Raw genomic sequence first — 21794 nt, 5'->3', positions numbered from 1 at the left:
GATGAGGCAAGAATAAGATTCTATGGGCTAAAATTAATTGAAACTTAATGTATTTTTGCCACTTCAGTTTTATTCCATGGATTTCCGCGTCTTGCCAGCAACGTGGTGTGGTAGGCACATTATCCAACGCGCTTTCTTGTCTAACGCGCTTTCTTGCTCAATGCACTCTTGTCCAACGCTTTCTTGTCCAGCGCTTTCTTGTCCAAGTTTTGGTGTTCGAAATGTGACATCATTTTGCTTTGCCAAGTCCAGCGCTCGCTCAAACGGTTCGTACCAATCGTGGAATAACCAATCAAAGGCGTAGATACTCACCCAGATAATAAATCCATCAATATCTCAGGAAATTCCAGTCTGATGTGTCACACTTAAGTTAGCCCTTACACCAGCATGGAGCGACTATGTGTGACACTTTTTTACTGCACTGCCCACACTTTTGTGGCTTACCGCAGCCAACCCAATCCAAGATTTATGCCTTAGCTCAGCATCGACGTCTCGCGGCTGATGAGCTTTTGTTAACCGCTGGTGAACGCTGGCTAACTGTGATTTGGGTAAAAAGTGGAACACTCCGGCTATTCACTCACGATGAAAGCAAAGATGAACATAACATTGCCTTCTTTTCGGATGATGATTTCTTGTGGCCCGTTACCGAGTCGCTGCGCAATCAACCATCTCCATTCAATATGAAAACCATGACACCAACAGAGCTATGGGTTTGGTCTTATTCCGATTTTAGAGAGCAATTTGACGGGGAAGATGAATGGCGATCCTTCACCTTACCGTGGATAGAGGCCATCCAGAACACCAAGTCTCGCAGTGCATGAAATTGAAGGCTGTGAGAAAAACCATTTTGAACATCGGCATAAAAAATGCGACCACTTAGCCGCATTGTATTTATTCAATTTCATTGACTCTTTTCAATTCAAATCCTTCAGGGGCAACCAATCCACATCCACGCCCGCTTCTTCAAACATACTTTGGCTAACTTGGATCTTATCGCCCCAGCGAGAAAGAAAATCTTCCGTTTGTTCAGGGCAATGGACCGCTCTAATGCCTGTTTGAATGATCTTGGCCGCGCAGTTTGGACACGGGAAGTGCGTTACCCAAATTTCACAATTATCAAGATCACGCTTGGCGAACAAAATCGCATTTTCTTCCGCATGGAGTGTTTTCAGATACTTCATATCGCGTTCATCGGTTTCTGCGCTATCAGAAATACCATGGGGATAACCATTAAAGCCAACGGAAACAATTCGGTTATGCTTTGTTATCACAGCGCCGACTTGCGTTGACGGATCCTTACTCCAAGACCCCACTAACTCGGCCATTTGGAAAAAACGCTGTGCCCATTTAGAAATCATTCCACTCCCTCACTTCAATAAGTACGAATATATTCAAGTAATATAGCATCTTGCCAACACTTAGCTACCACCAAGCCTTTCTATATCAATGAATTGAGAAAATTCATTGTGAAAGTTCACTCTTAAAGAAAAAAGTCACCGAATTTGCGCCCCTTTCGATGCCCAATCTCCAATCAAAGCGCGTTCTTCATCCGTCATGTTCGTCAAATTGCCAATCGGCATAACTTGTGTCGTAACGGCTTGTGCCACAATGCGGTCGACGTTGTTTTTTATCTCTTCCGGCGAATCCAATATGACCCCTGCTGGTGCCGTTTGAAACGCTACGTGAGTTGGGTTAGCAGAATGACACACCGTGCAACGCTCTTGAATCACGGAATTCACTTTAGTGAACAAGGCCTCTTGCACCGTTATGGCAGTATTAGCAACAGGGGCGACTGGAACCGCTCCTGAAGGATCAAGCTTGTTGGTAGGCGATGTGACAAACGCTAACGTGATCATCCCTACCGCCGCCGCTGGTAGCGTCCACGCAAATTTTTGGCTGCCATGACGCGTATTAAAGTAATGCCGAACCAAGATACTAAACGCCGCCAGGCCCGCTAAAATCAGCCAATTCCAGCTAGACCCATAGGTACTAGGAAAATGATTACTGATCATGATGAACAGCACGGGCAGCGTCAGGTAATTATTGTGACGGGAACGAAGCAGCCCTTTTGCAGGCAAAGTAGGATCGGGGGCTTCCCCCTTCTCAATGGCCTTCACGAGGTTACGTTGGGCTGGCATGATGATTCGGAACACGTTGCCCACCATGATGGTGCCGATTATCGCCCCCACGTGAATGTAAGCACCGCGCCCACTAAACACTTGCGTTAAACCATACGCCGATGCCACCAGCAAAACGAAGATGATAATACCGAGCAGCAGCGGTTTTTGCCCTAAAGAAGAGTCGCACAACACATCGTAAACAAACCAGCCCGCCACCAAAGCGCCCACACCAATCCCGATGGCTTGCATGGAACTGAGACCAGAACCAGGGGCAATCAAATATATTTCGGCGTTTAGGTAGTACACAATTGCGAGGAGAAGGACACCCGTTATCCACGTAAAATACGCTTCCCATTTAAACCAATGCAGTTTTTCCGGCATTTCTGGGGGAGCCAATTTGTATTTTTCTAGATGATAGATTCCCCCGCCGTGGATAGCCCATAAATCGCCCGCTAACCCCGCTTTCGGGTTGGCTCTGTTGAGGTTGTTTTCAAGCCAGACAAAATAGAAGGAAGCACCAATCCAAGCGATGCCTACAATCATGTGAACCCAGCGAATCACTAAGTTCAGCCACTCTGTTACATGTGGATCCATCTCACACTCCTTTGTGGTCAGCCGCCATGTGTTGGTGAATTACTCGGGTAACCTTTCGGAAGGCAGCGATTCGGAAGGCAGCGATAATGTTCGAATGTCCGACTGAGGGAAAAAATACTCGTCACAGTTGTTCCCTTTCCCACTTCGGTCGACCACCAGAAACTGATCATTCGCATTCAGCGCTAGCACAGGGTGATGCCATACCCCTTTATGATAGTTCACCCCTTGTTTGCCATTACTGATAAATGCCCTAATGGCGTTTGGGTTGGGCGTATCCCCCAAAGGGGCAACCACGATCAAAAACGGATGCCCAAGCAATGGCATGAAAGCTTGGGAGCCAAGAGGATGCCGTTCTAGCATGCCAATGGGTAACGGATAATCCAATGGGGTTGCTTCAAAAATACTGATGATGGTATGCCCGCCAGCAGTGCCTGTATCCGCTTGCGCCAGTTGGTGGAATCGCTTAGTCGAACCATTATTAATCAGGAAAGACGCGCTGTTGTCCGTTTCGATCACCTCACCAAATGGGGCAAAGGCATCTTTAGACAGCACTTCTATTTTGAGTTCGTTCGTCGCGTGTATCGTGCTCATCGTATCAATCACTTTCAACGACATGAGGTTGCCCCGCTGAAGGCTGGTACGATGTACCCGCTTTTGTCCCAATCACCCTCAGCCTACTTACCCCTCCATCTGGAAAAATGTTGAGGCGGATATGCGTGACGGGGCCAATGGGGTTCACCTGCGACTCAAACTCATGAATGGCATCCGCACTGAGCTTTTGCGAAGGCAGTAACTCACGCCAAAAAAGGCTTTGGGTTTCGATTTGCTCATCGGTTCCCCCTTTCACGAAGGCAGCCTGTATGGAACACGTATCGGGGTAGTTACCTTTAAAATGCGCGGTGTCCACCACGATTTTTTCCACATTGCCCGCATGCCCCAACGCAATGATTACCCAATCGTTACCCGGCGTACGACGACGCGCCGTTTCCCAGCCATCCCCCATGTTCTCTCCACGGCCAGGTCCCAATAAATTGCTTTTGTTACCGTAGTGCTCATCGCTGCAAGACAACGCCCTTGCTCCGTATGCCACCGAGGCTAAATCGATACTTTGCAGAACATCAATTTGGTTCCAGTCCACCGCTGGCAAGCCATACACCCTAAGGCGTGCGATTCCCCCGTCTGGATAGATATTCAAACGGACATGCGTAAAATTGCTGCCCGCTTTGATAGAAAACAAATGTTGCTTATTACCTTGTAACCCAACAGATGTGAGAATCTCAGCCCAATGGGTTTGTTCATCTGGATCACCTTGTGGGCAATAACAGGCTTCAATCGAAGCCGAGGGCGGATAATTTCCAGTAAAGAAGCGCGTATCAATATCCACCGCAGAGATCTCTCCTGCCATGGCTAAGCGCACAATACAGTAATCGTGACCTTCCTGACGCTTTCGTCGGCTTTCCCAACCGTCCATCCATTTCCCGTTATCGTCGTAGACGCCTTCTTTCCATACTGGGGCTTCACGACGAATCAACCGGCTTTTATCCGCGAAAAAGTCGTCGGTTGCGTAGATGGCTTCCGCACCTAACTTGGCATCAGCCAGATTGATCAAATGATCGATTTTTGGGGACATATCCATATTCTTCCTATCGTATTGCGCTTTAGGTACGTCAATGCGCTTTAGGCACGTCACTACGCTTTGGGCTCGCTTTACAGCTCCTTTAACCTGAAAAGCGCTATCTTATTAATTTCGTCAATCGCCTGAGCGAATTCAGCGACGGCATTGTTTTCCAACCTTTGCTCAAACGACGCTAAGATGCTGTGTCGGTTAGATCCTTTCACCGCCATGATGAAAGGAAATTGAAACTTAGATTGATAACGTTCATTAAAATCCGTAAAACGCTGAAACTCTTCCGGCGTACATTGATCAATACCCGCCCCCGCCTGTTCCTTGGTTGAAGCAAGAGTCAGTTCGCCGTTCATGGCGGCTTTGCCTGCCAAATCTGGGTGCGCCAAAATCAGTTTCCGTTGCGCGTTTTTGTCGGCATCTTTCAGCACACTTGCCATTTTTTTGTGCAGGTGCTCTATCTCGTCGTCTTGCTGGGTAATGCCCTTCTCAAATGCCTTTTCCGCAACCCAAGAGCTGTGCTCATAGACATCGGCAAACGTTTTCACGAAATCCTCTTTCGAGAGAGATGACGGCTTACACGTTTTAAAAAGTGCCATGGTTGATCCTATTTTTTATTCGGATATTGAAACGGATGATCCTGCTGAAACGAATGATCCTGCCGAAACGGATGGTGTTGGTGCCAATGCTTCGCGATGTCCACCCTTCGACAGATCCAAACGTCGGAATGCTGCTGGACGTATTCAATAAATCGCTTTAACGAGGCGATTCGCCCAGGTCTACCAATCAACCGACAATGCAACCCCACCGACATCATTTTGGGGGCGGTTTCCCCTTCTTCATACAGCGTGTCAAACGTATCCTTTAAGTACTGGAAAAACTGCTCACCGCTGTTAAACCCTTGAGGTGTAGCAAACCGCATGTCGTTCACGTCTAACGTGTAGGGGATCACCAATTGTGGCTTTCCCGCTTCCGTGTGCCAATAAGGCAAGTCGTCGTCATACGCATCCGAGTCGTACAAGAAGCCGCCTTCTTCCGCCACCAGCTTGCGAGTGTTGGGGCTGGTTCTTCCTGTGTACCAACCGAAAGGTCGTTCACCTGTAAGATCTTTAATGATCGATATAGCTTTGTGCATGTCTGCCCGCTCTAATTCAGGTTCCATGTTTTGGTAGTCAATCCAGCGATACCCGTGGCTGCATATTTCATGACCCGCGTCAGCAAATACCTTAGCGATCTCTGGGTAACGCTCCAGAGCCATCCCCACGGCAAACACGGTAAGGGGGAGGTTATGTTTTTCGAACAAACGCAAAATCCGCCACACCCCTGCTCGACTGCCGTATTCGTATATCGACTCCATGCTGATGTGGCGCTGCCCTTCAATTGGCTGCGCCGCTGGGATCTCGGAAAGAAACGCCTCCGACTCGCCATCGCCGTGCAGTACACAACGTTCACCCCCTTCTTCATAATTGAGCACAAACGACAACGCCAGCTTCGCGTTATTTGGCCACTTCGGATCAGGAGGACACAAGCCGTAGCCAACTAAGTTTCTGAGGTAAGCATCATCTTTCACTGGCTATTCGCCTCCTACCGTGTTTTCCACTATCGTGTCAGTTACATATAATTGTATACAATTCATTCACGAAAATGTAAAGCGTACATTTCATCACCACTTATCTTGAGAATAGCCGCTATATTTGAAGAAGTTGAGTGTATTTTTTGGTCGTTTTTCGAAATCATCCACTGCGCGAGTTCACGAAATGGCAACCTCCTAGTGAAGATTGTCACTATTTCGCCTTTAATAAGCGCTACATTGTGTACAAAAAGAGAAAATGAAGATGGGGAAGTTAACAACGCATATTCTGGATACAACGCACGGGACACCAGCAAAACATGTTCAAATAGCGCTGTATCGAAGAGTGGGCAATGATTCTGAGTTAATCAAATCCGTTCAAACCAATAACGATGGAAGAACCGACTCACCCATGTTAGAGGGAGAAGCATTTAAAAGTGGCCAATATGAACTGGTTTTCCAAGTCGCACAGTATTACCGAGAGCAAGGTTTCGACCTTGAGGAGACGCCTTTTCTAGAGGATGTCATTATTCGATTTGGGCTAAACGATGAAAACAGCCACTACCACGTGCCGCTACTGGTGTCGCCTTTCGGGTATTCCACTTATCGAGGCAGTTAATCTTACTGTAGCTGTTAATCTTTCGCAGATATGTATTTTTGTGAAGACTTAGCGTATTCCACACCCTTTGATCACCATGCTCGCAATGAATGAAGCGGCTTGCTCAAAGTCGGCTTCTTCCAATTCGGGTTTATCCATCACAGTACAGATCTGCCAGCTAAAGTCGGCGTAGGTTTGAGTAGACGCCCAAAGCATGAACATAAGATGGTGGGGCGAAACCTTATCCATCAAGCCTTTTTTGCTCCAATCTTCAAACTTCTTCACCATATCACGTGACTGCTGCAATAATTTTTCTGACACCTCTGGCGGCAGCAGTTTCCCACCACTCATCACCTCATTCGCAAAGACTTTCGAGGCATTTGGGTGATCCCGCGAAATACTCAATTTGGTGTGAATATATTGGGTAAGCGCTTCGACCGGATCGTCCAGTTCCTCCAGCGGTTTAGAAGCTTCTAATAAAGGTTTGGTGATGGTATTCAACACCGCATCGTACAGCTTTTCTTTGTTACTGAAATAGTAAAATACGTTCGCTTTGGGCACCTGCGCCGCTTTGGCTATATCAATAATTTTGGTGGCTTCATACCCATGTTGAGCAAAACATTCACTCGCAACCGAGATAATGAGATCGTGATTTTTTTTACGAATTCTAGACATGAAAAAGCTAAGCAAAAAAGAAAAGTAAGTCCTTGATTGTAACACAGCAATTTACCCAAAAATCAACGAATCGCCCTCAAGATTGCTTTAACTTTGTGCAAAAACGCTTTGCTTCCTGACTCAAAATGCCATATAAAAACATAAAATTGTATACAATTAATAATACATTTTGGAGTGTATCATGGAAGGGAATTCGCAACCAAAGCTCACCATTACTGGCGATTTAACGAAACCTGGGTATCAAGAGATTTTTTCTACGGAGGCATTGGACTTGTTAGAAAACCTTGCCACCAAGTTTGAAACCCGACGCCAGCAATTGCTGAACGAACGAGCGCAAAAACAAGCCTTGTTCGATGCAGGTCAACGACCAGGATTCCGCGAAGACACTCGCTACATTCGGCAAGACAAAAGTTGGCAAGTTGCCTCTATTCCCCCCTCCCTTCAAGACAGGCGCGTTGAAATTACTGGTCCTATCGATCGTAAAATGGTGATCAACGCTCTGAATTCTGGGGCGAAGGTGTTCATGTGCTGTTTTGAAGACGCGTCCTCCCCCACTTGGGACAACATGGTTCAAGGTCAGATCAACTTGAGAGACGCCAACAATGGCAGTATTGCGTTTGAAGATCCACGTAAAAACAAACACTACACATTGAACGATAATCCCGCGGTGCTCATCGCCAGACCAAGAGGCATTCATTTACCTGAAGGAAATATTCAATTCAATGGCGAGCCCATCGGCGGGTGTTTAATGGATTTTGCCTTGTACTGTTTTCACAATTATCAAGCCCGACAAGCAGTAGGCGAAGGAGTTTACTATTACATTCCTAAGCTCGAAAGCATGGAAGAAGCTCAATGGTGGGATAACGTATTTCGTGAAACCGAACAATATTTAGGGGTAGCAACGGGGACCATTAAAGCAACCGTCCTTATCGAAACACTGCCTGCCGTATTCCAAATGGACGAAATCCTTTATGCCATGCGTGACCACATAGTGGCAATGAATTGCGGAAGATGGGATTACATTTTCAGCTACATCAAAACCTTAAAAAATCACCAAGACCGGATTCTACCCGACAGGCACAGTGTGGGCATGGATAAACCGTTTCTAGAAGCTTACAGCAAGCAACTTATTCACACTTGCCACCAACGTGGGGCACTCGCCATGGGAGGCATGTCGGCCTTCATTCCCAGCAAAGACCCAGCGGAGATGGAAGAAGTCCGCCGCAAAGTTATCGCCGATAAATCCCGCGAGGCGAATAATGGCCACGATGGCACATGGGTTGCCCACCCTGCTTTGGTTGATATTGCGCTGAACGTGTTCAACGAACATTTAAAAGGGGCAGCAAATCAGCTCGACGTTATACCCGATGTTAGCCACATTAGTGAAGAGACCTTACTGGCACCCTGTGACGGCCCCAGAAATGAAGAAGGCGTACGGAAAAATATTCGCATCGCTCTATACTACATGGAAGCGTGGATCCGTGGTGAAGGCTGCGTTCCCATTTATGGGCTGATGGAAGATGCCGCTACAGCTGAGATATCCCGCGCCAGTATTTGGCAATGGATTCATCATAACATCGCCCTAGATGATGGCAGTGTATTTACCGTCACCATTTTCAAAGACTGGTTACAGCAGGAGCTTACCACCATAGAAAATGAGCTTGGCAGCGACGCTTATCAACAACGCCGTTTCTCAGAAACCTCGGAACTGTTTTATCAGCTTTCAACCGACAAGCAGTTTGCGACGTTCTTAACCTTACCAAGCTATCACCTGTTGTAACCTATGAAAATTGTTGGCGCGGCTATACCAGCAGCGCCAACCCACTCATACCCGATTCAAATATTTAGCATGCCTAGCACCCATAGTCCGTTTGGGTATACAATCAAAACACAATGTGTTGTTACACTCCGAAAGGACATCATGGCGAGTTTGAAAAGCAGCAATTCCGATCCAATCAAAACCAAAGTACCCGGTCTGACTCAGGACGATGTGGTTTACGGTCATATTTTTGATGCCATCCTAGAGCAAAGATTGCCTCCTTCCACCAAATTAAGTGAAGAAGCCCTAGCTGACATATTTGGGGTAAGTCGCACCATTATACGCCGAGCACTTCATCGTTTATCGATTGAACAAGTCGTTAATATTCGCCCTAATCGTGGTGCTATGGTGGCATCGCCAAGCAAAGAAGAAGCAAAACAGATCATCAAAGCACGTGAAGTACTTGAGATGGCAATTACTGAACTCGCTGCGGAAAATGCCACCGAATCACAAATCAAATCGTGTAGGGGTTTGGTTCAGCAAGAAAACGACGCATTCAAAGATGGGGATTACGGTCGCGGGTTACGCCTTTCGGGAGAATTTCACATTAAGCTAGCAGAAATGGCAGACAATGCTCCCATGCTGGCGTTTCAACGAAGTTTGGTTTCGCAATCGTCGCTACTGATTGCGCAATTCGAGAGTAATAATCACTCCAATTGCTCTCAAGACGAACATATGTGCCTGCTGGATGCCATAGAGAAGAGAAATAAAAAACAGGCGCTTCAACTGATGGAAGAGCACCTGTATCATATTCGTTCGAAACTCAATTTAGACGGACAAGTCAAATCGAATGATTTGCATGTGGTGTTTTCAGATGTGATTAAGAAGAAATAGCCTTACACGATTGCTAAACTTTTTGTGGGGTGATGTACATTTCTTATTGGTTTAGTAACAACCACCTCATCCCCAAGCTTCAAGCTCATGTATACCTCTTAAATATTTCGTAAAAAACCCTTGAAATAGACTAGAGTTTTTATCTTCATCAATTATAGAAATCATTCAATTTGGGTTACTTAATAATTCATTTCTCATGAGCTAATTGCAATCAAATAAATAATAGAATCATTAATGAATAATAGCGTCATTAATAAATAGCCACCTTCTAAAGAAGGTGGCATTGTGTTGGCGTATTATTTCTTCATTGATTTCTACACTATCTACAAAATAGCTTCTGAGCCAAAGTGATTATCGAACCACATCTCTTATAAAGTACTCCACTTGAAGATATTGAGGTACATATAACACAAAAGGTTCGGAGCTATCGTAAGCAAAGATATTGCTGTTTTTTAGTACTAAACGACTTGTTGGACCCTTTGGACAGGTATTAAAGGTGTAATCAGCAAGAACGTAATGAGTACCTTCAGTTCCATTCGCTGGTCTTTTAGTAATCGTTCCAAAGAGTTCTTGCTTAAGACAGGTTTCATCCTCAATTGAAGTCACGATGAAATCAAGTAATTTTTCAGACTCATTTTCTAAAGGCGGCAGTCTAATTTCCGTGCGGGAGTAATAGTCTTCAGTTTCAACACATACGTTAAGTACTGGCGAAGAGTTCATTAAGTTGCCAATAAATGATGTCAATATTGACGTTATTGTCTCATCAATAGTAGTAGGTTTGGGGTCGTTCCCAACATCTAAAAATGGCATATATTTCACAGTACCCCGAAAAAGTGTTGCCTCTATTTCTCCCCTACGAGCTTCACCATGAAAATTAACTAAAACTCTGGGCACCCTAACTTTAGTTCCATCGCCTATTTCAGCAGATAGCGTATTAAGCAAAAAATCACGTAACTCAGAACGCTTACTTTTGTCACGATATTCCTTTTTAAAAGTGGATAACTGAGTCGAAGTTGGCACGTGGTAGTCAGCACCGTGAGCCTGACAGGCTTTTTCCACTTCTATTAAATCAGTTGAGTTGGTTTGTAGATCAATCCATTTATGCTGAACAAAAAGGCTTTCATTTTTTTGCTCAAACAATGAGCTAGCACTAATATGATGCTTAATTGAAACGACTTCATCACTTTGGGCAAACGCTAAAGAAGCACTAATAGAAAGTGCAACCGTTAATATTGTTTTTTTCATTTTATATCCTAATCACTGCCTATTTAACCTAATACTAAAAATATCTCGAGTAACCGAGTTGTCCGAATAAGAAAACGGAGGAATATATTATCAAGTCAAAAATAAATAGAATAGATAACAATACTTAAAACTCTTTTAACAGATTCTTATACATGCCGTTTATTGCCACGATAAGCCTATAGATCCTTGTGACTCAGGGGAAAAGGTTCAGAGCAACAAAATCAGGTTCGATCCAAGAAAAACACGCCTAATGATACAAACTGCACGACCACAACCCTATTGGTACCGTAGCCCATACATAGATCTTTCCAGTGCATTTTAAATGCACTCATTTTGGGGTCTTTTCACTGCCTTTTTCAAGCGCTTAATGCGTGTTTCTTTGTAGCCAAAAATGCCTAACATCACGACGGTGACACCCACACACATGTTCAGTTGAAGGGGTGAATACACGTAAAAGTTTGTCGCCAAGAAATACAGCATCATCGCCATCAATAGAACCTGAATGACCCAACGAGGCTTATCATTAAAATCGAACTGCTGAGTCTCGGGTACGTACTTCACTTGCACTCTTCCAACTAAGAAGCCCAGATTGATCAACACACTCTCTTTGTCTAGAGGTTTAAAATCGATATGGTTTAGCGCCAGATATTTTTCAAGACCTTTCAGATCCATTCTGCTGTTCCTTTTGATACTTCTAACTGAATTGAGACCGAGCCGATGATAACAGAATAGGATTCAAGGGCAGACCATTGAAGTTAAGATATGTTGGGTTTGATGTTACTAAGTGTGATTTGGAGAAGGTTCTCGAGAAGCCACTTTGAATGAAAAGCTGCAAGTATCAAAAGTGACAATTTCAGAAAAACAATATCTAACTCGATAAGCTGAAACAGTATAAAAGGCTGAGATTGCGCAAACTTCATTCTTGAGAATAATACCAAGAAACCAATAAATTTATATATAACATCAGCATTAAATTATCATCGGGGCTTCTAATGTATTCACTCTGTACACCAAAGACAAGCCAGTTAATAAAACTGCCTAAGCCAATCTTATTAGGGATAGCTAAAGATAACTACCTAAATCAAAACGGCACCCATTCAATACTACGCGATCCCCAACACCTTGGTTCTAAAATAGATTTAAAGTTTGGGCAGGATATTGTGCATGGACATCGTCTTGTGCCAATAGATTATGATATGGGTTCAAATATAAATGAGTTAAAGAATCGATTTCTTGAGCTCAAAAGAATCTTTGGTTCAGGCGACAAAAGTGGGGTTGTCGAAAAGATTTTTTTGAAATTCATGTCACCTGCTAGAACCAATGTCGAATATTTCTCAGATGAGAAACTTAATGCCAAAGCTGAAAACCATACAAACATTAAATTTTTCTGTGAGGCAGCAGCAAAAAAAATTATCAATTCACTCTCCATCCACAAAAATGACAATTCAGCACTACTGGGTCCCTTAAAAACGCAGCCGCTAATTCGAGCGGATGAATTCAGTATTTTACCTCCACCATCCCCTATTACTAACTTGGGCGTTCCAGCCTTTAATTTAGGAAGTAAAGTGAGGACAACTGGCGATTTTGACAATGGGCTTGGAGTACTCATTAACGGTGTTCAATACGTGTACATCTTCGTCGACCAAGTTGGTTTCGACTATTCAGGTACACCAAAATTAGAGCTGAGATTTGTATTTTATGATGTATTTGGCTTAGACGACGATGACTTGAAGGAATATGGAACTAAATTAACTACATTTGGTACAAGTGCAGCAAAAGGTATAAATGCTTGGTGGCAATTGCAACATCAATTCAATTTCAAACCTTTGATTACTCGAATTGTATTAAAAAAGCAATATACATTTTATAATCAAATATTTACAAATCGAGGTTTAGGGTATGGTTTCGCCTTCTAAATGGTTAGCTAGCTTAATTACAGGGGTTTGGTTGTCGCCATTTCTTTACATTGCTCAAGGTTTTCTTGGTGGATTTGGATGGGAATTTTCGGCATTAGCTATACCCTTATTACTGATAAGCCAGCTCTACCTCTTCTACACGTGTATTTTGAAGCGTCAAGTATTTGCTAGACATTGGATATCGATTCCTGCGGCGCTCGCAGCATGGCTCATTGTTGGATTGTTCATAGCCATAATTTCAAGTGTGAACTTAATGGTAGGCTTCGAGCAACTTGGTCTCATTTCATCAACCACATTAGTTGGTTGCTTGATAGCCTACGTTTCATCCATCTTCTTACCTACCCCACTGGAAAAGCACCTAGCTGGTTACAACATCTATTTTGTCATCATAAGCGTTATTTTATCCATTGTGACCATGGTAGTCGCTGCTGCAATGTGGTTAACATCGGAAACACAGTTTTTTTAGTGTATACATTGAAGTTGTCATGGCATACACATACTTTTAAACATGCGCTTTCAGTAAAAGGGAATAATATGGGGACAGTAACCATCATTACAAACGACAATAACCAAGTTATTCGAATACCCAAAGAGTTTGAGTTTTCCGGTGCGAGCGAGCTAGAGATTCGCAAGGAAGGTGATGTGATCACTTTACGTCCAGCAAGACCAGATTGGCTTTCATTTGGAAAACAAGATAAGGCGGATAACGACTTTCTTACAAACCGCGAAGACATCATCGAATATAAAACATGATTCGGTCTGAATAAAAAACAGCCATATAATCGAGTAAAATATAACCAACCAACGCGTGGTTTTGCCAACAAACTTCATAAGTCGTTACAGAACTCGCGATTTAGCCCTTTACATCTGATGCTAGGCGTAGAACACTGCCCTTCGAAGTTATTAGTACCCGATACAGAAGAGTCAGTAAGAGATTATGAGTAACACGGCACCCAAAAAGTCGAACCCCCTATTCGAGATCCTCTTTAATGTCATCATTCCTTCCTTCATTTTGATGAAGTTTAGTGGCGATGAGCACCTAGGAACGGCCATGGCGCTTGTCGTCGCGTTGATGTTCCCCATCGTTTACGGTGGTATGGATCTTATCCGCAACAAGAAGTTCAACTTCATATCGGCACTTGGCTTTGTCAGTATTTTATTGACGGGCGGTATTGGTTTATTAGAGCTCGATACGCGCTGGTTGGCGTTTAAAGAAGCCTTGATTCCGGGCTTGATTGGCTTAGGTGTTTTGGGCTCCACGTTTACGCGTTACCCATTCATGCAGAAGATGATTCTAAACGACAGCTTGTTTAACCTTTCTTTGATTCATGAACGTTTGAAAGAGAAAGGCAAGTCAGAAGCGTTCGAGCGCTGCTTAGTATCGTCGAATTACCTGTTCGCCAGCACCTTTGCCTTTTCTTCCGCAATGAACTATTTCCTAGCGACTTGGATTGTGACAAGCCCAGCCGGCACCGCGGAATTTAATGAAGAGTTGGGTAAGCTCACGTTATACAGCTATCCTGCCATTGCAGTGCCAAGCATGCTGATGATGTTTGGTATTTTCTACTATGTATGGCGCCAAATCCGTGCAATGACCGATTTGGAAACCGAGCAGATTTTTCACGCGAAATGATGCTGGAATGCTAGACCGTTAAATTCGGTTATCTAAATGAGATAAATTACAATCGCCCTCAACGTTGTTGAGGGCGATTTTGGCATAAAGTATTTATAAATAATTTATGTCTTCGATATTTTAATGTACGTTTTCAGGTGAAAAGTAAAAAACAATTCTCGAAGCAATATTTATGAAATCGATATTTGCAAGATCTTGGTTTGAATGTTCATAGACAGAGAATATCAAACGTTCTCTCTTGTCTTTGGTTGAAGGTATAGTTAGCAAGTCGCTTTTTGAAAAGTAAGAGGCATACCCCTTAAGAGAGCCATTATAGGCATCTGTCGAACAGCTATGCATATGGATTTCAAGATCAAATACATTTTTAAATTTGTGAGTGATTTTTCCATGGAGATAACAGCCAAGCTCATTCACCTTAATATCTTCAAACTCCCCGTAAATATTGAGAGATAATGAGTAGTTTTCATACCAAGCTATCCAATTCTTGCTTATAGTCTCTTGAGTAACTTTTTCACCAAGTCCTCCATAAGCAATAATTTCTCGATCGAACCGAGAACCAAAAAACAATCTTCTCTGATTACCTATCAGAGTGTTCTTAGATGATTTTTTAAACTCATATGTATCTTGGTTTTCACTAGTTGTGCTATCGACTATAGTACTAAACATAGTCCCTTCGCGAATCGTGACATCCCCATTAAACCCAGCTTGATATATCCCGTTCCCCACCACTGTGAAATGTGAAGAAAAAGCCTTACCATCACTTCTTTCTAGTAGCCACCCCCCTTGAATATCATCAAAAGTGAGTAACTCTCCTTCAGTAGTGCAACTACTCATCGACAATAAAAAAGTTAATAAAAGCAGAGTATTAAATTTCATATAAATTCGGTTTATTAAACTAAACAGGAAAATTTCACTTTCGTGAAGGGAAAGTGAAATTGACTAACAAATAATGCACCATTACAGCGATGCGAAAAGACTATTATTGAGCTTTCTCTTTCGCTATGGAATTCTCGATATTAATTTTATTATCATTGTTTATTTTAAATAAATGGCCCCCAAGCAGTGCCAATGGAATTGCAGTCACATACGCCACAACATCAACCCACAACGGGTCATACTCTGCGACAAAAATACCTAAAGTGATTGTTATTACTCCATATGCAATGGCATTTTTGTAAGGTTCCTCTTTCCCATACCTAGCCGAGATGTACCCGCCTAATACTGAGAGCAATAATCCAACTATAGTCATAAATACTAAGAAACTAGTCTGTTTTTCAAATGCCTCAACTGTTGCATCGTTAAAGTTTTCAAGAAACAAAACAACACTAAGAAGTCCAAATATTGCCGCTAATATAGTACTAACAACAAAGGCTATAATTAGACCTTTAAAGCTCAAGTTCTTCATTTTTAATCCTGTACAAATGATATTGACTAAACTCTAACATTTCCTAAACCTGAAAATAACACTTATCCTCTTTGGATAGTGATTTTCTTATCAATTTATAATAACTGAGACGCACTCATCTCAGAGGAATACCTGCGAGGCAAGTGAGAATTATGTTAACAAGCATGATCTAAACTCTGTAACCCTTAACCGAATAAACATTTTCAATCTTCTTGAATACCTATCAAAAACCCTAAAGTCTACGTTCACTACAAATAAAGAGCAATGCACAAGCGATCTATTATGCGGTCATAAGCAGCTTATCAAGAACAGAGTAACCGAATATAAGAACGAAGAATTACGGGTTTGTAAGAGTCGGGTTGTGCTTATCGCCCTCGAGTTTTATTTTTCCTCGGCTTCTTTTTTCAGCTTCCTATCTTGGTCGAAATGCCATTTGATAGCGAAGTATCCAGCCACGGCTAACGCGATGACCTTGATCGCCATAGCTACATAAGGGAAAAAATCTGTCCAATGACTCATATCTCTCTCCGCGTTATTCGTTGTTTGCAGGCGTTCAAACTTGATCACGTATTTATCGTATAAAAGACCGATTCAGATCATGGAAAACCGCATTAGCTCGCCAATATATTTACAGCGATACAACTTGTCAATTTCGAGTAGAGATTTTGGGAATCACACTTAAAAAGTCTTGTTTCTCATAGAAATTAGGAAACCCTGCAACTCCTTCTCCTATTTCCTTACCCTTTTAATACGCCACACACTATGAATCATATTCACATAACTCAAAGAAGCCAGTCAGTGGCGACACCCTGTGGAATAAAGGTAAATTACAGTCTCTATCGCCTCTGTTCATAGTGAACTCACCTGGAAACAATGCGTTTAGTTAAAACCACTTCTTCCAGTAAAAGTATGCACCGAGCAACCCTGTAGATCCGACACAAATGCCCACCACTAGCCAAAATGCGATGTCACTTTGTATTCCTGGCATTCCTCCAACATTCACTCCCATCAGCCCTGTAAAGAAACCAAGAGGAAGAAAAATTGCCGCGACAACTGTAAGAACGTAACTCCGATTATTTAATTGCTCTGACACTCTGCTAATCAGCTCCTCTTTCACCATTGTGGCCCGTTCCTTTATGGTATCAACATCCTCAATATACCGAACTTGCTTATCCGCAGTGCTCCGCAAGGCTAGACGGTCAATATCGTCAAGCCAATTTAGTGGCTCTAATACTAACTTATTCAAGGCTTCTCTCTGTGGAGCAATATAACGCCGAATACCAACGCACTGCTGTCTTACTCTCAGTAATGTAGAGCGCAGCGAATTAGGTTCAGCGACAAATAGGGCTTCTTCGATTTCTGATACGTTATCTTCTAAGAGGTTAATCGTGTCATTCATCCTTGTCACAATACGTTCTGCCCAACAAACAAGTAAGCCACTAGTAGACACAGGACCTGACTTGTTTTCTAAGCTAGCTAATACATCTTGAGTTGAGGTCAACACCCTTTTTCTTGTGCTGATCAGAGTTTTTCCATTTGTCCAAACTCTAACGGACACCATATCTTCTGGATTTGCGCCCCTGTTGAGATTGACTCCCCTCAAAACAAGAAGTAGGTTGTTATTTCGGGTAAGAACATGGGGGCGATTTTCAGGGCTAAGCAAACCATCGACCGCAATGTCATTCAGCCCACTGCAATCTCTAATCCAATTTTGTGCCTCAATTTCACTGTAATCGAAATGTAGCCATAACCCTGATTGTTCACAGCTTAAATCATTCACCTCCGACCAACTCAGCTGCTGGCTGCCACCCAAACCATCCAACAACATTGCGTGTATGAATCCATTCGGTTCTTTTTCTGAATAGACAAACTGAGACATATTTTTCCTTATGCGTAGCAAGAGTGTTCACTTGAAAGGTCAAGAGGAGCAAACGGGTCACCCTTACCTCTAAAGACACAATACTGGTACTAAGAAAAGTAAGTCAAATTGCACGTGAGTAAGATAAGTGAGCGTTTCATTTTCTGAAACACACAAATGGGGCAAAACACGCGAAGAGATCCAACAAACCTCCCCTCTTCGCCGAATGAAATCCGATCTATGTCTATGAATGATAGCGCATTATCCAAATACGCAGGCACAAAGAGAGAAAGGGTTTGGTTTGCTCCCTTCCTTTCAAGTAGATTGCCTCTCAATTGACCACTGGTTTAGCCGTCATCTGATTTTTATTGGATGCGGGTTTCACTATTAAACCAATACCGACTAGGAACAGCACACACGCAATCATCTGTGCGGTACTGAGCAGCTCATCATACATAAAATAGCCAGAAATGAGCGCGAATACTGGGACAAGTAAAGTTAGTGGTGCGGTGGTGCTGAGTGGGTAGCGAATCAACAAGTTACTCCAAACCCAGTAACCAAATAATGTGGTTGGGTAAGCTTGGAATGCAACCGCTATGGTGGTGTTGATATCCCATACTTCAAAAGCGTGCGCCACTATATTGGGACCGTAAATGCTCACTGCAAACAATACCAATGGAATGGGCGCGAAGAACATACCCCATACATTAAAAGCAAAGGCCTGAGTGGTTTTCGATGCTTTAACGATCAAGCCCATCCCTGTCCAGCTAGCGGCGGCGATCATAATAAGAAACACACCTTCCGCCGTAAGGTTACCGTTGGTTGCTGAGATAAGTACCAGCAAGGCGACCAATGCAGCGATGGCACCAATGACTTTGCGCTTTGAAACGGTATCTTTTTGGATAAACACGCCAACCGCCATGCTGATTAAGGCGTTTGATGACAACAATACCGAAGACATCCCAGATGAAAGCCCTGCTGTGATAGACCAAGATGCCATTCCCCATACACCTACACCAAATACAACACCGTAACCACCCAAATAGCGCCAAGCTACGTTGGGTCGGCGAATAAAAAAGATGGCGGGTATGACCGCTAAAGTGAAGCGGGCAGCCGTCGCCAACAACGGGTGAACCTCAGTAACGCCCATTTTAATCATCGAAAAATTAAAGCCCCAAATGGCCATCACTAACGTCGCCAACAAAAGATCGTTCTTCTTCATAACTGCCTTCCTTTTCTCTTGAAAATGAGTATTACTTGGGTACAGTCATCAGTACAGATACAATTTTTCATATAAAAATCGGTACAGTTTGCTTATGAGTATGTACAAGACCTTAGCCAGGCGATTTATCCAAAAGATTGAGGCAGGAAAACTCCCCGAGGGCAGCCGAATGCCGTCGCTTAGGCAGCTCTCTAAGCAACAGACGGTGAGTATGTCTACAGCAGTGAGTTGTTATCAGGAGCTGGAATCACAAGGCTGGATCCATGCTCGTCCTCAAGCGGGGTATTACGTTTCTCCACAGCGAAGCAAGCACAACACTCCGGAGTGGGCGCGCTTTGTCAGTAAGGTGTCTTCGGTAACTCAAAACTTCGCCATTCACTCTTTACATAATGGTCCACTGGGGGTGTCGAGCACCACCATAGACGCGGTTTCACTGAACGAGTTAGAGCGTAGCTTTCGACGCGTTAGCAAGCGAATCGGCAACCGACTCAATCAATACCCTGATACTCAAGGCGATCCACTGCTGCGCAATGCCTTGAACGCCCACTTCTCGAAATTAGGGCTGATTCTAAACCCTGATGAGCTAGTGATTACGTCGGGTTGTATGCCGGCGATTAAAGCCGCGCTGGAGTCTTGCACTCAAGTGGGCGATGCCATTGCGATTAGCTCGCCTTGCTTTAATGGTATTTTGGATTTACTTGGGCAAATAAACAGAAAAATGGTCGAGATCCCCTCTTTGGATGACGGTATCGACCTAACCCAATTGGAAACACACTTAAAGGAAGGAGTGGTGAAAGCGGGCGTATTTTGCACATCGCACATGAACCCGCAGGGGATCACCATGTCTGCCGCGCAAAAACAAAAATTGGCGGAGCTGGCTAACGAGTACCAAGTTCCGATCATTGAGGATGACGTGTACTTAGAACTTTCCCATTCGGACCGCCCTCCCCTACCCGCTAAATACTATGATCAGGAAGGGTATATCCTTTGGTGCGGATCGGTTTCCAAAAGTCTGTCGCCTAGCTGTCGCATCGGTTGGTGTATGCCAGGTCGATACACCGATCGCTATCGCCAGATACATGCCGCTTCCTGTTTTGGGATCTCGCTTCCTATGCAGCTCACCATGGCAGATTTCATTGAGTCTGGTCACTATGCTAAACAGATAAAACGTCGCTGCCACGCCCTACTTCAACTCAGACAAACGTACCTAGCCTACTTGTTGGAACGCCTACCAGAAAACGTAAACATCAGCCATCCGCAGGGAGGTATGGTGCTATGGTTGCAAATCCCAACCCTCAACGTCACTCAATTCACCGCACTGATTGAAAAAAGTAAGGTTGATATTCGTTTGGGTCACCTATTCAGTACTTTGGATCTTTACAACAACTGCGTAAGAATTAACTTCGGTTTTGAACTCACCAAGGCGATACAGGACGAATTGGATGTATTGATTGATGCGATGAAGCAGTCGAGTTAAGTGAAAAATCAAGATGGCTCAAACAACGGATGTAAATAAATTGGTTTCGCTACCATACTCATGCCAAACGAATGCGCCAGCGCTCGAAATCCAAGATATTGAAGTTTTATATCGATTTGAGAGGCAAATCCAAATTTACAATAAAGGAGAGAAAAAACCACCGTTTCTCTCGCAAAATGTAACTGATTCGGGTATCCATTCCTCTTAATTTTCTTAATTTTTCTTTCTTAAAAACCAAATACTTACTCTAAATTCAGGATGGTAGGATGAAGGTGTGAAAAACGTTAGATTGCGCTAAGGTTTCTGTTGCATAATTAAGAATGCACACAGTAATAGTGCACGGCATATGGAGTGGTAATGAGTACATTAAAATATTCCAATTTCAAGATTAACCCGATATTTCCGGATGTGATGACCTCACAAGCGGACAATCTCTCTCAAGAGTGTTTCCCTCACTTTCATTTGGACTTTGATATTACGTTGATCACTTCAGGTGTACTGCAACTCAAAATAGGGAATGTCACGAATTTCTATAGCAAAAATCAAATATGCATCATTAACCCTGGAATGGTCCACTGTGGTGAAGGAGTGGGCAGTGATTTACTCTCAACCAAAAATGTACGTGTGAAACCGGAGTTTATGTTGAATGTCGCCAAAATGGACAATGCCGAACATCCAGAAACCTTGCATTTTGATACAACGCCCATTTTTAACCCTGAACTGAGCGGTCTTTTCCAACACTATTTTGACCTTTCAAGAGATAAAAATAGCCCACCTCAAATGGTTTCAGACGCGGGGTGGGACTTATTCTCGGCATTGGTCAATCATTCAAGTGATTCCCACAAAAGCGTATTGGGGAAGCCTATTCACGGCTGTAGTGAAATTGACTTAATGAAAGATAAAGTACGCGAGAAGCTCAATATTCAAGATCTGGCGACAAAAATGAATTTGTCTGAGTACTACTTTATTAAGAAATTCAAAAAGCATTATGGAATAACGCCTTATAGTTTTTTTATGCAAATGAAGTTAGAGAGTGCATTCAATGCGCTTATCAAAGGTAAGAAGATTAAAGAAGTCGCGCACGAATTTGGCTATTCCGATCAAGCTCATCTCAACCGCTTGCTCAAAAAGCACTACGGTTACACCCCTATTGAGGTACGAAAAATCAAGCAAGAAGCTGAACGTTAATCAGCCCCTTGCTGTC

At 43.4% G+C, this 21794-nt stretch carries 25 protein-coding genes; 10 read left to right on the top strand and 15 right to left on the bottom strand.

The genetic code is table 11. From position 1 onward, the window contains the following. Positions 1 to 69: 69 nt before the first annotated feature. Positions 70 to 312, bottom strand: a complete 243-nt coding sequence (locus HC752_RS09405; RefSeq protein ID WP_190334883.1) for a hypothetical protein — start codon at positions 310 to 312, stop codon at positions 70 to 72. Between the two features lie 86 nt (positions 313 to 398). Here HC752_RS09405 and HC752_RS09400 point away from each other — a divergent pair, with 86 nt between their 5' ends. Then, entirely contained in the window at positions 399 to 821 is a 423-nt protein-coding gene (locus tag HC752_RS09400; protein ID WP_190334882.1) for a Crp/Fnr family transcriptional regulator, read from the top strand. Between the two features lie 93 nt (positions 822 to 914). Here the strand turns inward: HC752_RS09400 and HC752_RS09395 are convergent, their stop codons facing one another. The 6 genes from HC752_RS09395 to puuE all read right to left on the bottom strand — a co-directional run bounded on the left by HC752_RS09395 (position 915) and on the right by puuE (position 5908). Further along, positions 915 to 1358, bottom strand: coding sequence for a dCMP deaminase family protein (locus HC752_RS09395; protein WP_190334881.1), 444 nt, complete (start codon positions 1356 to 1358; stop codon positions 915 to 917). A 135-nt stretch (positions 1359 to 1493) separates the two neighbouring features. Beyond that, the gene (locus HC752_RS09390) at positions 1494 to 2714 is read right to left on the bottom strand and encodes a urate hydroxylase PuuD (RefSeq protein ID WP_190334880.1); all 1221 of its coding nucleotides are present in this window, start codon (positions 2712 to 2714) and stop codon (positions 1494 to 1496) included. Between the two features lie 39 nt (positions 2715 to 2753). Further along, positions 2754 to 3329: an ureidoglycolate lyase gene (locus HC752_RS09385; protein WP_238930472.1), complete on the bottom strand. Its 576-nt coding sequence runs from the start codon at positions 3327 to 3329 to the stop codon at positions 2754 to 2756. Beyond that, positions 3310 to 4350, bottom strand: a complete 1041-nt coding sequence (alc, locus tag HC752_RS09380) for an allantoicase (RefSeq protein ID WP_446751432.1) — start codon at positions 4348 to 4350, stop codon at positions 3310 to 3312. The genes HC752_RS09385 and alc overlap by 20 nt, the downstream gene beginning before the upstream one ends. 71 nt (positions 4351 to 4421) lie before the next feature. Then, the gene (gene uraD / locus HC752_RS09375) at positions 4422 to 4937 is read right to left on the bottom strand and encodes a 2-oxo-4-hydroxy-4-carboxy-5-ureidoimidazoline decarboxylase (protein WP_190334878.1); all 516 of its coding nucleotides are present in this window, start codon (positions 4935 to 4937) and stop codon (positions 4422 to 4424) included. Positions 4938 to 4945: 8 nt separating this feature from the next. Next, positions 4946 to 5908, bottom strand: a complete 963-nt coding sequence (gene puuE / locus HC752_RS09370) for an allantoinase PuuE (protein WP_190334877.1) — start codon at positions 5906 to 5908, stop codon at positions 4946 to 4948. A 265-nt stretch (positions 5909 to 6173) separates the two neighbouring features. Here puuE and uraH point away from each other — a divergent pair, with 265 nt between their 5' ends. Continuing rightward, positions 6174 to 6527 (top strand): hydroxyisourate hydrolase, encoded by a 354-nt coding sequence (uraH, locus tag HC752_RS09365; RefSeq protein ID WP_190334876.1) that lies wholly within the window; start codon positions 6174 to 6176, stop codon positions 6525 to 6527. 48 nt (positions 6528 to 6575) lie between these two features. Here uraH and HC752_RS09360 read toward each other — a convergent pair whose 3' ends face one another. Then, a complete protein-coding gene (locus tag HC752_RS09360) occupies positions 6576 to 7181 on the bottom strand; it encodes a TetR/AcrR family transcriptional regulator (RefSeq protein ID WP_190334875.1) in 606 nt (201 codons plus the stop codon). A 181-nt stretch (positions 7182 to 7362) separates the two neighbouring features. On the opposite strand from HC752_RS09360, the gene aceB reads away from it, so the two are divergent. Then, on the top strand, positions 7363 to 8961 hold the full coding sequence (gene aceB / locus HC752_RS09355; protein ID WP_190334874.1) for a malate synthase A: 1599 nt from the start codon (positions 7363 to 7365) through the stop codon (positions 8959 to 8961). Between the two features lie 141 nt (positions 8962 to 9102). After that, entirely contained in the window at positions 9103 to 9834 is a 732-nt protein-coding gene (locus HC752_RS09350; protein ID WP_190334873.1) for a GntR family transcriptional regulator, read from the top strand. A 351-nt stretch (positions 9835 to 10185) separates the two neighbouring features. Here the strand turns inward: HC752_RS09350 and HC752_RS09345 are convergent, their stop codons facing one another. Beyond that, a complete protein-coding gene (locus HC752_RS09345) occupies positions 10186 to 11079 on the bottom strand; it encodes an ecotin family protein (RefSeq protein WP_190334872.1) in 894 nt (297 codons plus the stop codon). Positions 11080 to 11397: 318 nt separating this feature from the next. Continuing rightward, positions 11398 to 11751: a hypothetical protein gene (locus tag HC752_RS09340; RefSeq protein WP_190334871.1), complete on the bottom strand. Its 354-nt coding sequence runs from the start codon at positions 11749 to 11751 to the stop codon at positions 11398 to 11400. A gap of 320 nt (positions 11752 to 12071) precedes the next feature. On the opposite strand from HC752_RS09340, the gene HC752_RS24675 reads away from it, so the two are divergent. The 4 genes from HC752_RS24675 to HC752_RS09320 all read left to right on the top strand — a co-directional run bounded on the left by HC752_RS24675 (position 12072) and on the right by HC752_RS09320 (position 14628). Next, a complete protein-coding gene (locus tag HC752_RS24675; RefSeq protein WP_202987892.1) occupies positions 12072 to 12995 on the top strand; it encodes a hypothetical protein in 924 nt (307 codons plus the stop codon). Then, complete coding sequence (locus tag HC752_RS09330; protein WP_190334870.1) at positions 12979 to 13461, top strand: hypothetical protein; 483 nt, start codon at positions 12979 to 12981, stop codon at positions 13459 to 13461. Before HC752_RS24675 ends, HC752_RS09330 begins: the two co-directional genes overlap by 17 nt. Before the next feature lie 68 nt (positions 13462 to 13529). After that, positions 13530 to 13748, top strand: a complete 219-nt coding sequence (vapB, locus tag HC752_RS09325; RefSeq protein ID WP_190334869.1) for a type II toxin-antitoxin system VapB family antitoxin — start codon at positions 13530 to 13532, stop codon at positions 13746 to 13748. Between the two features lie 184 nt (positions 13749 to 13932). Continuing rightward, complete coding sequence (locus HC752_RS09320; protein WP_101109991.1) at positions 13933 to 14628, top strand: VC0807 family protein; 696 nt, start codon at positions 13933 to 13935, stop codon at positions 14626 to 14628. Positions 14629 to 14748: 120 nt separating this feature from the next. Here the strand turns inward: HC752_RS09320 and HC752_RS09315 are convergent, their stop codons facing one another. From HC752_RS09315 to HC752_RS09295, 5 genes are all read right to left on the bottom strand, one after another. Continuing rightward, positions 14749 to 15504, bottom strand: a complete 756-nt coding sequence (locus HC752_RS09315) for a hypothetical protein (protein ID WP_190334868.1) — start codon at positions 15502 to 15504, stop codon at positions 14749 to 14751. A 103-nt stretch (positions 15505 to 15607) separates the two neighbouring features. After that, a complete protein-coding gene (locus HC752_RS09310; RefSeq protein ID WP_190334867.1) occupies positions 15608 to 16033 on the bottom strand; it encodes a hypothetical protein in 426 nt (141 codons plus the stop codon). Positions 16034 to 16414: 381 nt separating this feature from the next. After that, positions 16415 to 16552 (bottom strand): hypothetical protein, encoded by a 138-nt coding sequence (locus HC752_RS09305; protein WP_167404731.1) that lies wholly within the window; start codon positions 16550 to 16552, stop codon positions 16415 to 16417. 364 nt (positions 16553 to 16916) lie between these two features. Continuing rightward, a complete protein-coding gene (locus HC752_RS09300; RefSeq protein WP_190334866.1) occupies positions 16917 to 17912 on the bottom strand; it encodes a zinc transporter ZntB in 996 nt (331 codons plus the stop codon). Positions 17913 to 18222: 310 nt separating this feature from the next. Then, on the bottom strand, positions 18223 to 19113 hold the full coding sequence (locus HC752_RS09295; RefSeq protein ID WP_190334865.1) for an EamA family transporter: 891 nt from the start codon (positions 19111 to 19113) through the stop codon (positions 18223 to 18225). 94 nt (positions 19114 to 19207) lie between these two features. On the opposite strand from HC752_RS09295, the gene HC752_RS09290 reads away from it, so the two are divergent. Further along, a complete protein-coding gene (locus HC752_RS09290) occupies positions 19208 to 20590 on the top strand; it encodes an aminotransferase-like domain-containing protein (protein ID WP_190334864.1) in 1383 nt (460 codons plus the stop codon). Positions 20591 to 20947: 357 nt separating this feature from the next. Beyond that, a complete protein-coding gene (locus HC752_RS09285) occupies positions 20948 to 21778 on the top strand; it encodes an AraC family transcriptional regulator (RefSeq protein ID WP_190334863.1) in 831 nt (276 codons plus the stop codon). Positions 21779 to 21794: the final 16 nt, after the last annotated feature.

This window comes from Vibrio sp. S9_S30 (assembly GCF_014694455.1).
In the GTDB taxonomy this organism is placed as follows: Bacteria; Pseudomonadota; Gammaproteobacteria; order Enterobacterales; family Vibrionaceae; genus Vibrio.
Note: the sequence above shows the minus strand (reverse complement) of the source record. Positions and strands in the feature narration are given on the sequence as shown.

Bases quoted from the DNA above. Each gene is read 5' to 3' on its own strand.
- HC752_RS09400 (WP_190334882.1), top strand. From the start codon at position 399: ATGTGTGACACTTTTTTACTGCACTGCCCACACTTTTGTGGCTTACCG.
- HC752_RS09395 (WP_190334881.1), bottom strand. From the start codon at position 1,358: ATGATTTCTAAATGGGCACAGCGTTTTTTCCAAATGGCCGAGTTAGTG.
- HC752_RS09390 (WP_190334880.1), bottom strand. From the start codon at position 2,714: ATGGATCCACATGTAACAGAGTGGCTGAACTTAGTGATTCGCTGGGTT.
- HC752_RS09385 (WP_238930472.1), bottom strand. From the start codon at position 3,329: ATGTCGTTGAAAGTGATTGATACGATGAGCACGATACACGCGACGAAC.
- alc (WP_446751432.1), bottom strand. From the start codon at position 4,350: ATGGATATGTCCCCAAAAATCGATCATTTGATCAATCTGGCTGATGCC.
- uraD (WP_190334878.1), bottom strand. From the start codon at position 4,937: ATGGCACTTTTTAAAACGTGTAAGCCGTCATCTCTCTCGAAAGAGGAT.
- uraH (WP_190334876.1), top strand. From the start codon at position 6,174: ATGGGGAAGTTAACAACGCATATTCTGGATACAACGCACGGGACACCA.
- HC752_RS09360 (WP_190334875.1), bottom strand. From the start codon at position 7,181: ATGTCTAGAATTCGTAAAAAAAATCACGATCTCATTATCTCGGTTGCG.
- aceB (WP_190334874.1), top strand. From the start codon at position 7,363: ATGGAAGGGAATTCGCAACCAAAGCTCACCATTACTGGCGATTTAACG.
- HC752_RS09350 (WP_190334873.1), top strand. From the start codon at position 9,103: ATGGCGAGTTTGAAAAGCAGCAATTCCGATCCAATCAAAACCAAAGTA.
- HC752_RS09345 (WP_190334872.1), bottom strand. From the start codon at position 11,079: ATGAAAAAAACAATATTAACGGTTGCACTTTCTATTAGTGCTTCTTTA.
- HC752_RS09340 (WP_190334871.1), bottom strand. From the start codon at position 11,751: ATGGATCTGAAAGGTCTTGAAAAATATCTGGCGCTAAACCATATCGAT.
- HC752_RS24675 (WP_202987892.1), top strand. From the start codon at position 12,072: ATGTATTCACTCTGTACACCAAAGACAAGCCAGTTAATAAAACTGCCT.
- HC752_RS09330 (WP_190334870.1), top strand. From the start codon at position 12,979: ATGGTTTCGCCTTCTAAATGGTTAGCTAGCTTAATTACAGGGGTTTGG.
- vapB (WP_190334869.1), top strand. From the start codon at position 13,530: ATGGGGACAGTAACCATCATTACAAACGACAATAACCAAGTTATTCGA.
- HC752_RS09320 (WP_101109991.1), top strand. From the start codon at position 13,933: ATGAGTAACACGGCACCCAAAAAGTCGAACCCCCTATTCGAGATCCTC.
- HC752_RS09315 (WP_190334868.1), bottom strand. From the start codon at position 15,504: ATGAAATTTAATACTCTGCTTTTATTAACTTTTTTATTGTCGATGAGT.
- HC752_RS09310 (WP_190334867.1), bottom strand. From the start codon at position 16,033: ATGAAGAACTTGAGCTTTAAAGGTCTAATTATAGCCTTTGTTGTTAGT.
- HC752_RS09305 (WP_167404731.1), bottom strand. From the start codon at position 16,552: ATGAGTCATTGGACAGATTTTTTCCCTTATGTAGCTATGGCGATCAAG.
- HC752_RS09300 (WP_190334866.1), bottom strand. From the start codon at position 17,912: ATGTCTCAGTTTGTCTATTCAGAAAAAGAACCGAATGGATTCATACAC.
- HC752_RS09295 (WP_190334865.1), bottom strand. From the start codon at position 19,113: ATGAAGAAGAACGATCTTTTGTTGGCGACGTTAGTGATGGCCATTTGG.
- HC752_RS09290 (WP_190334864.1), top strand. From the start codon at position 19,208: ATGAGTATGTACAAGACCTTAGCCAGGCGATTTATCCAAAAGATTGAG.
- HC752_RS09285 (WP_190334863.1), top strand. From the start codon at position 20,948: ATGAGTACATTAAAATATTCCAATTTCAAGATTAACCCGATATTTCCG.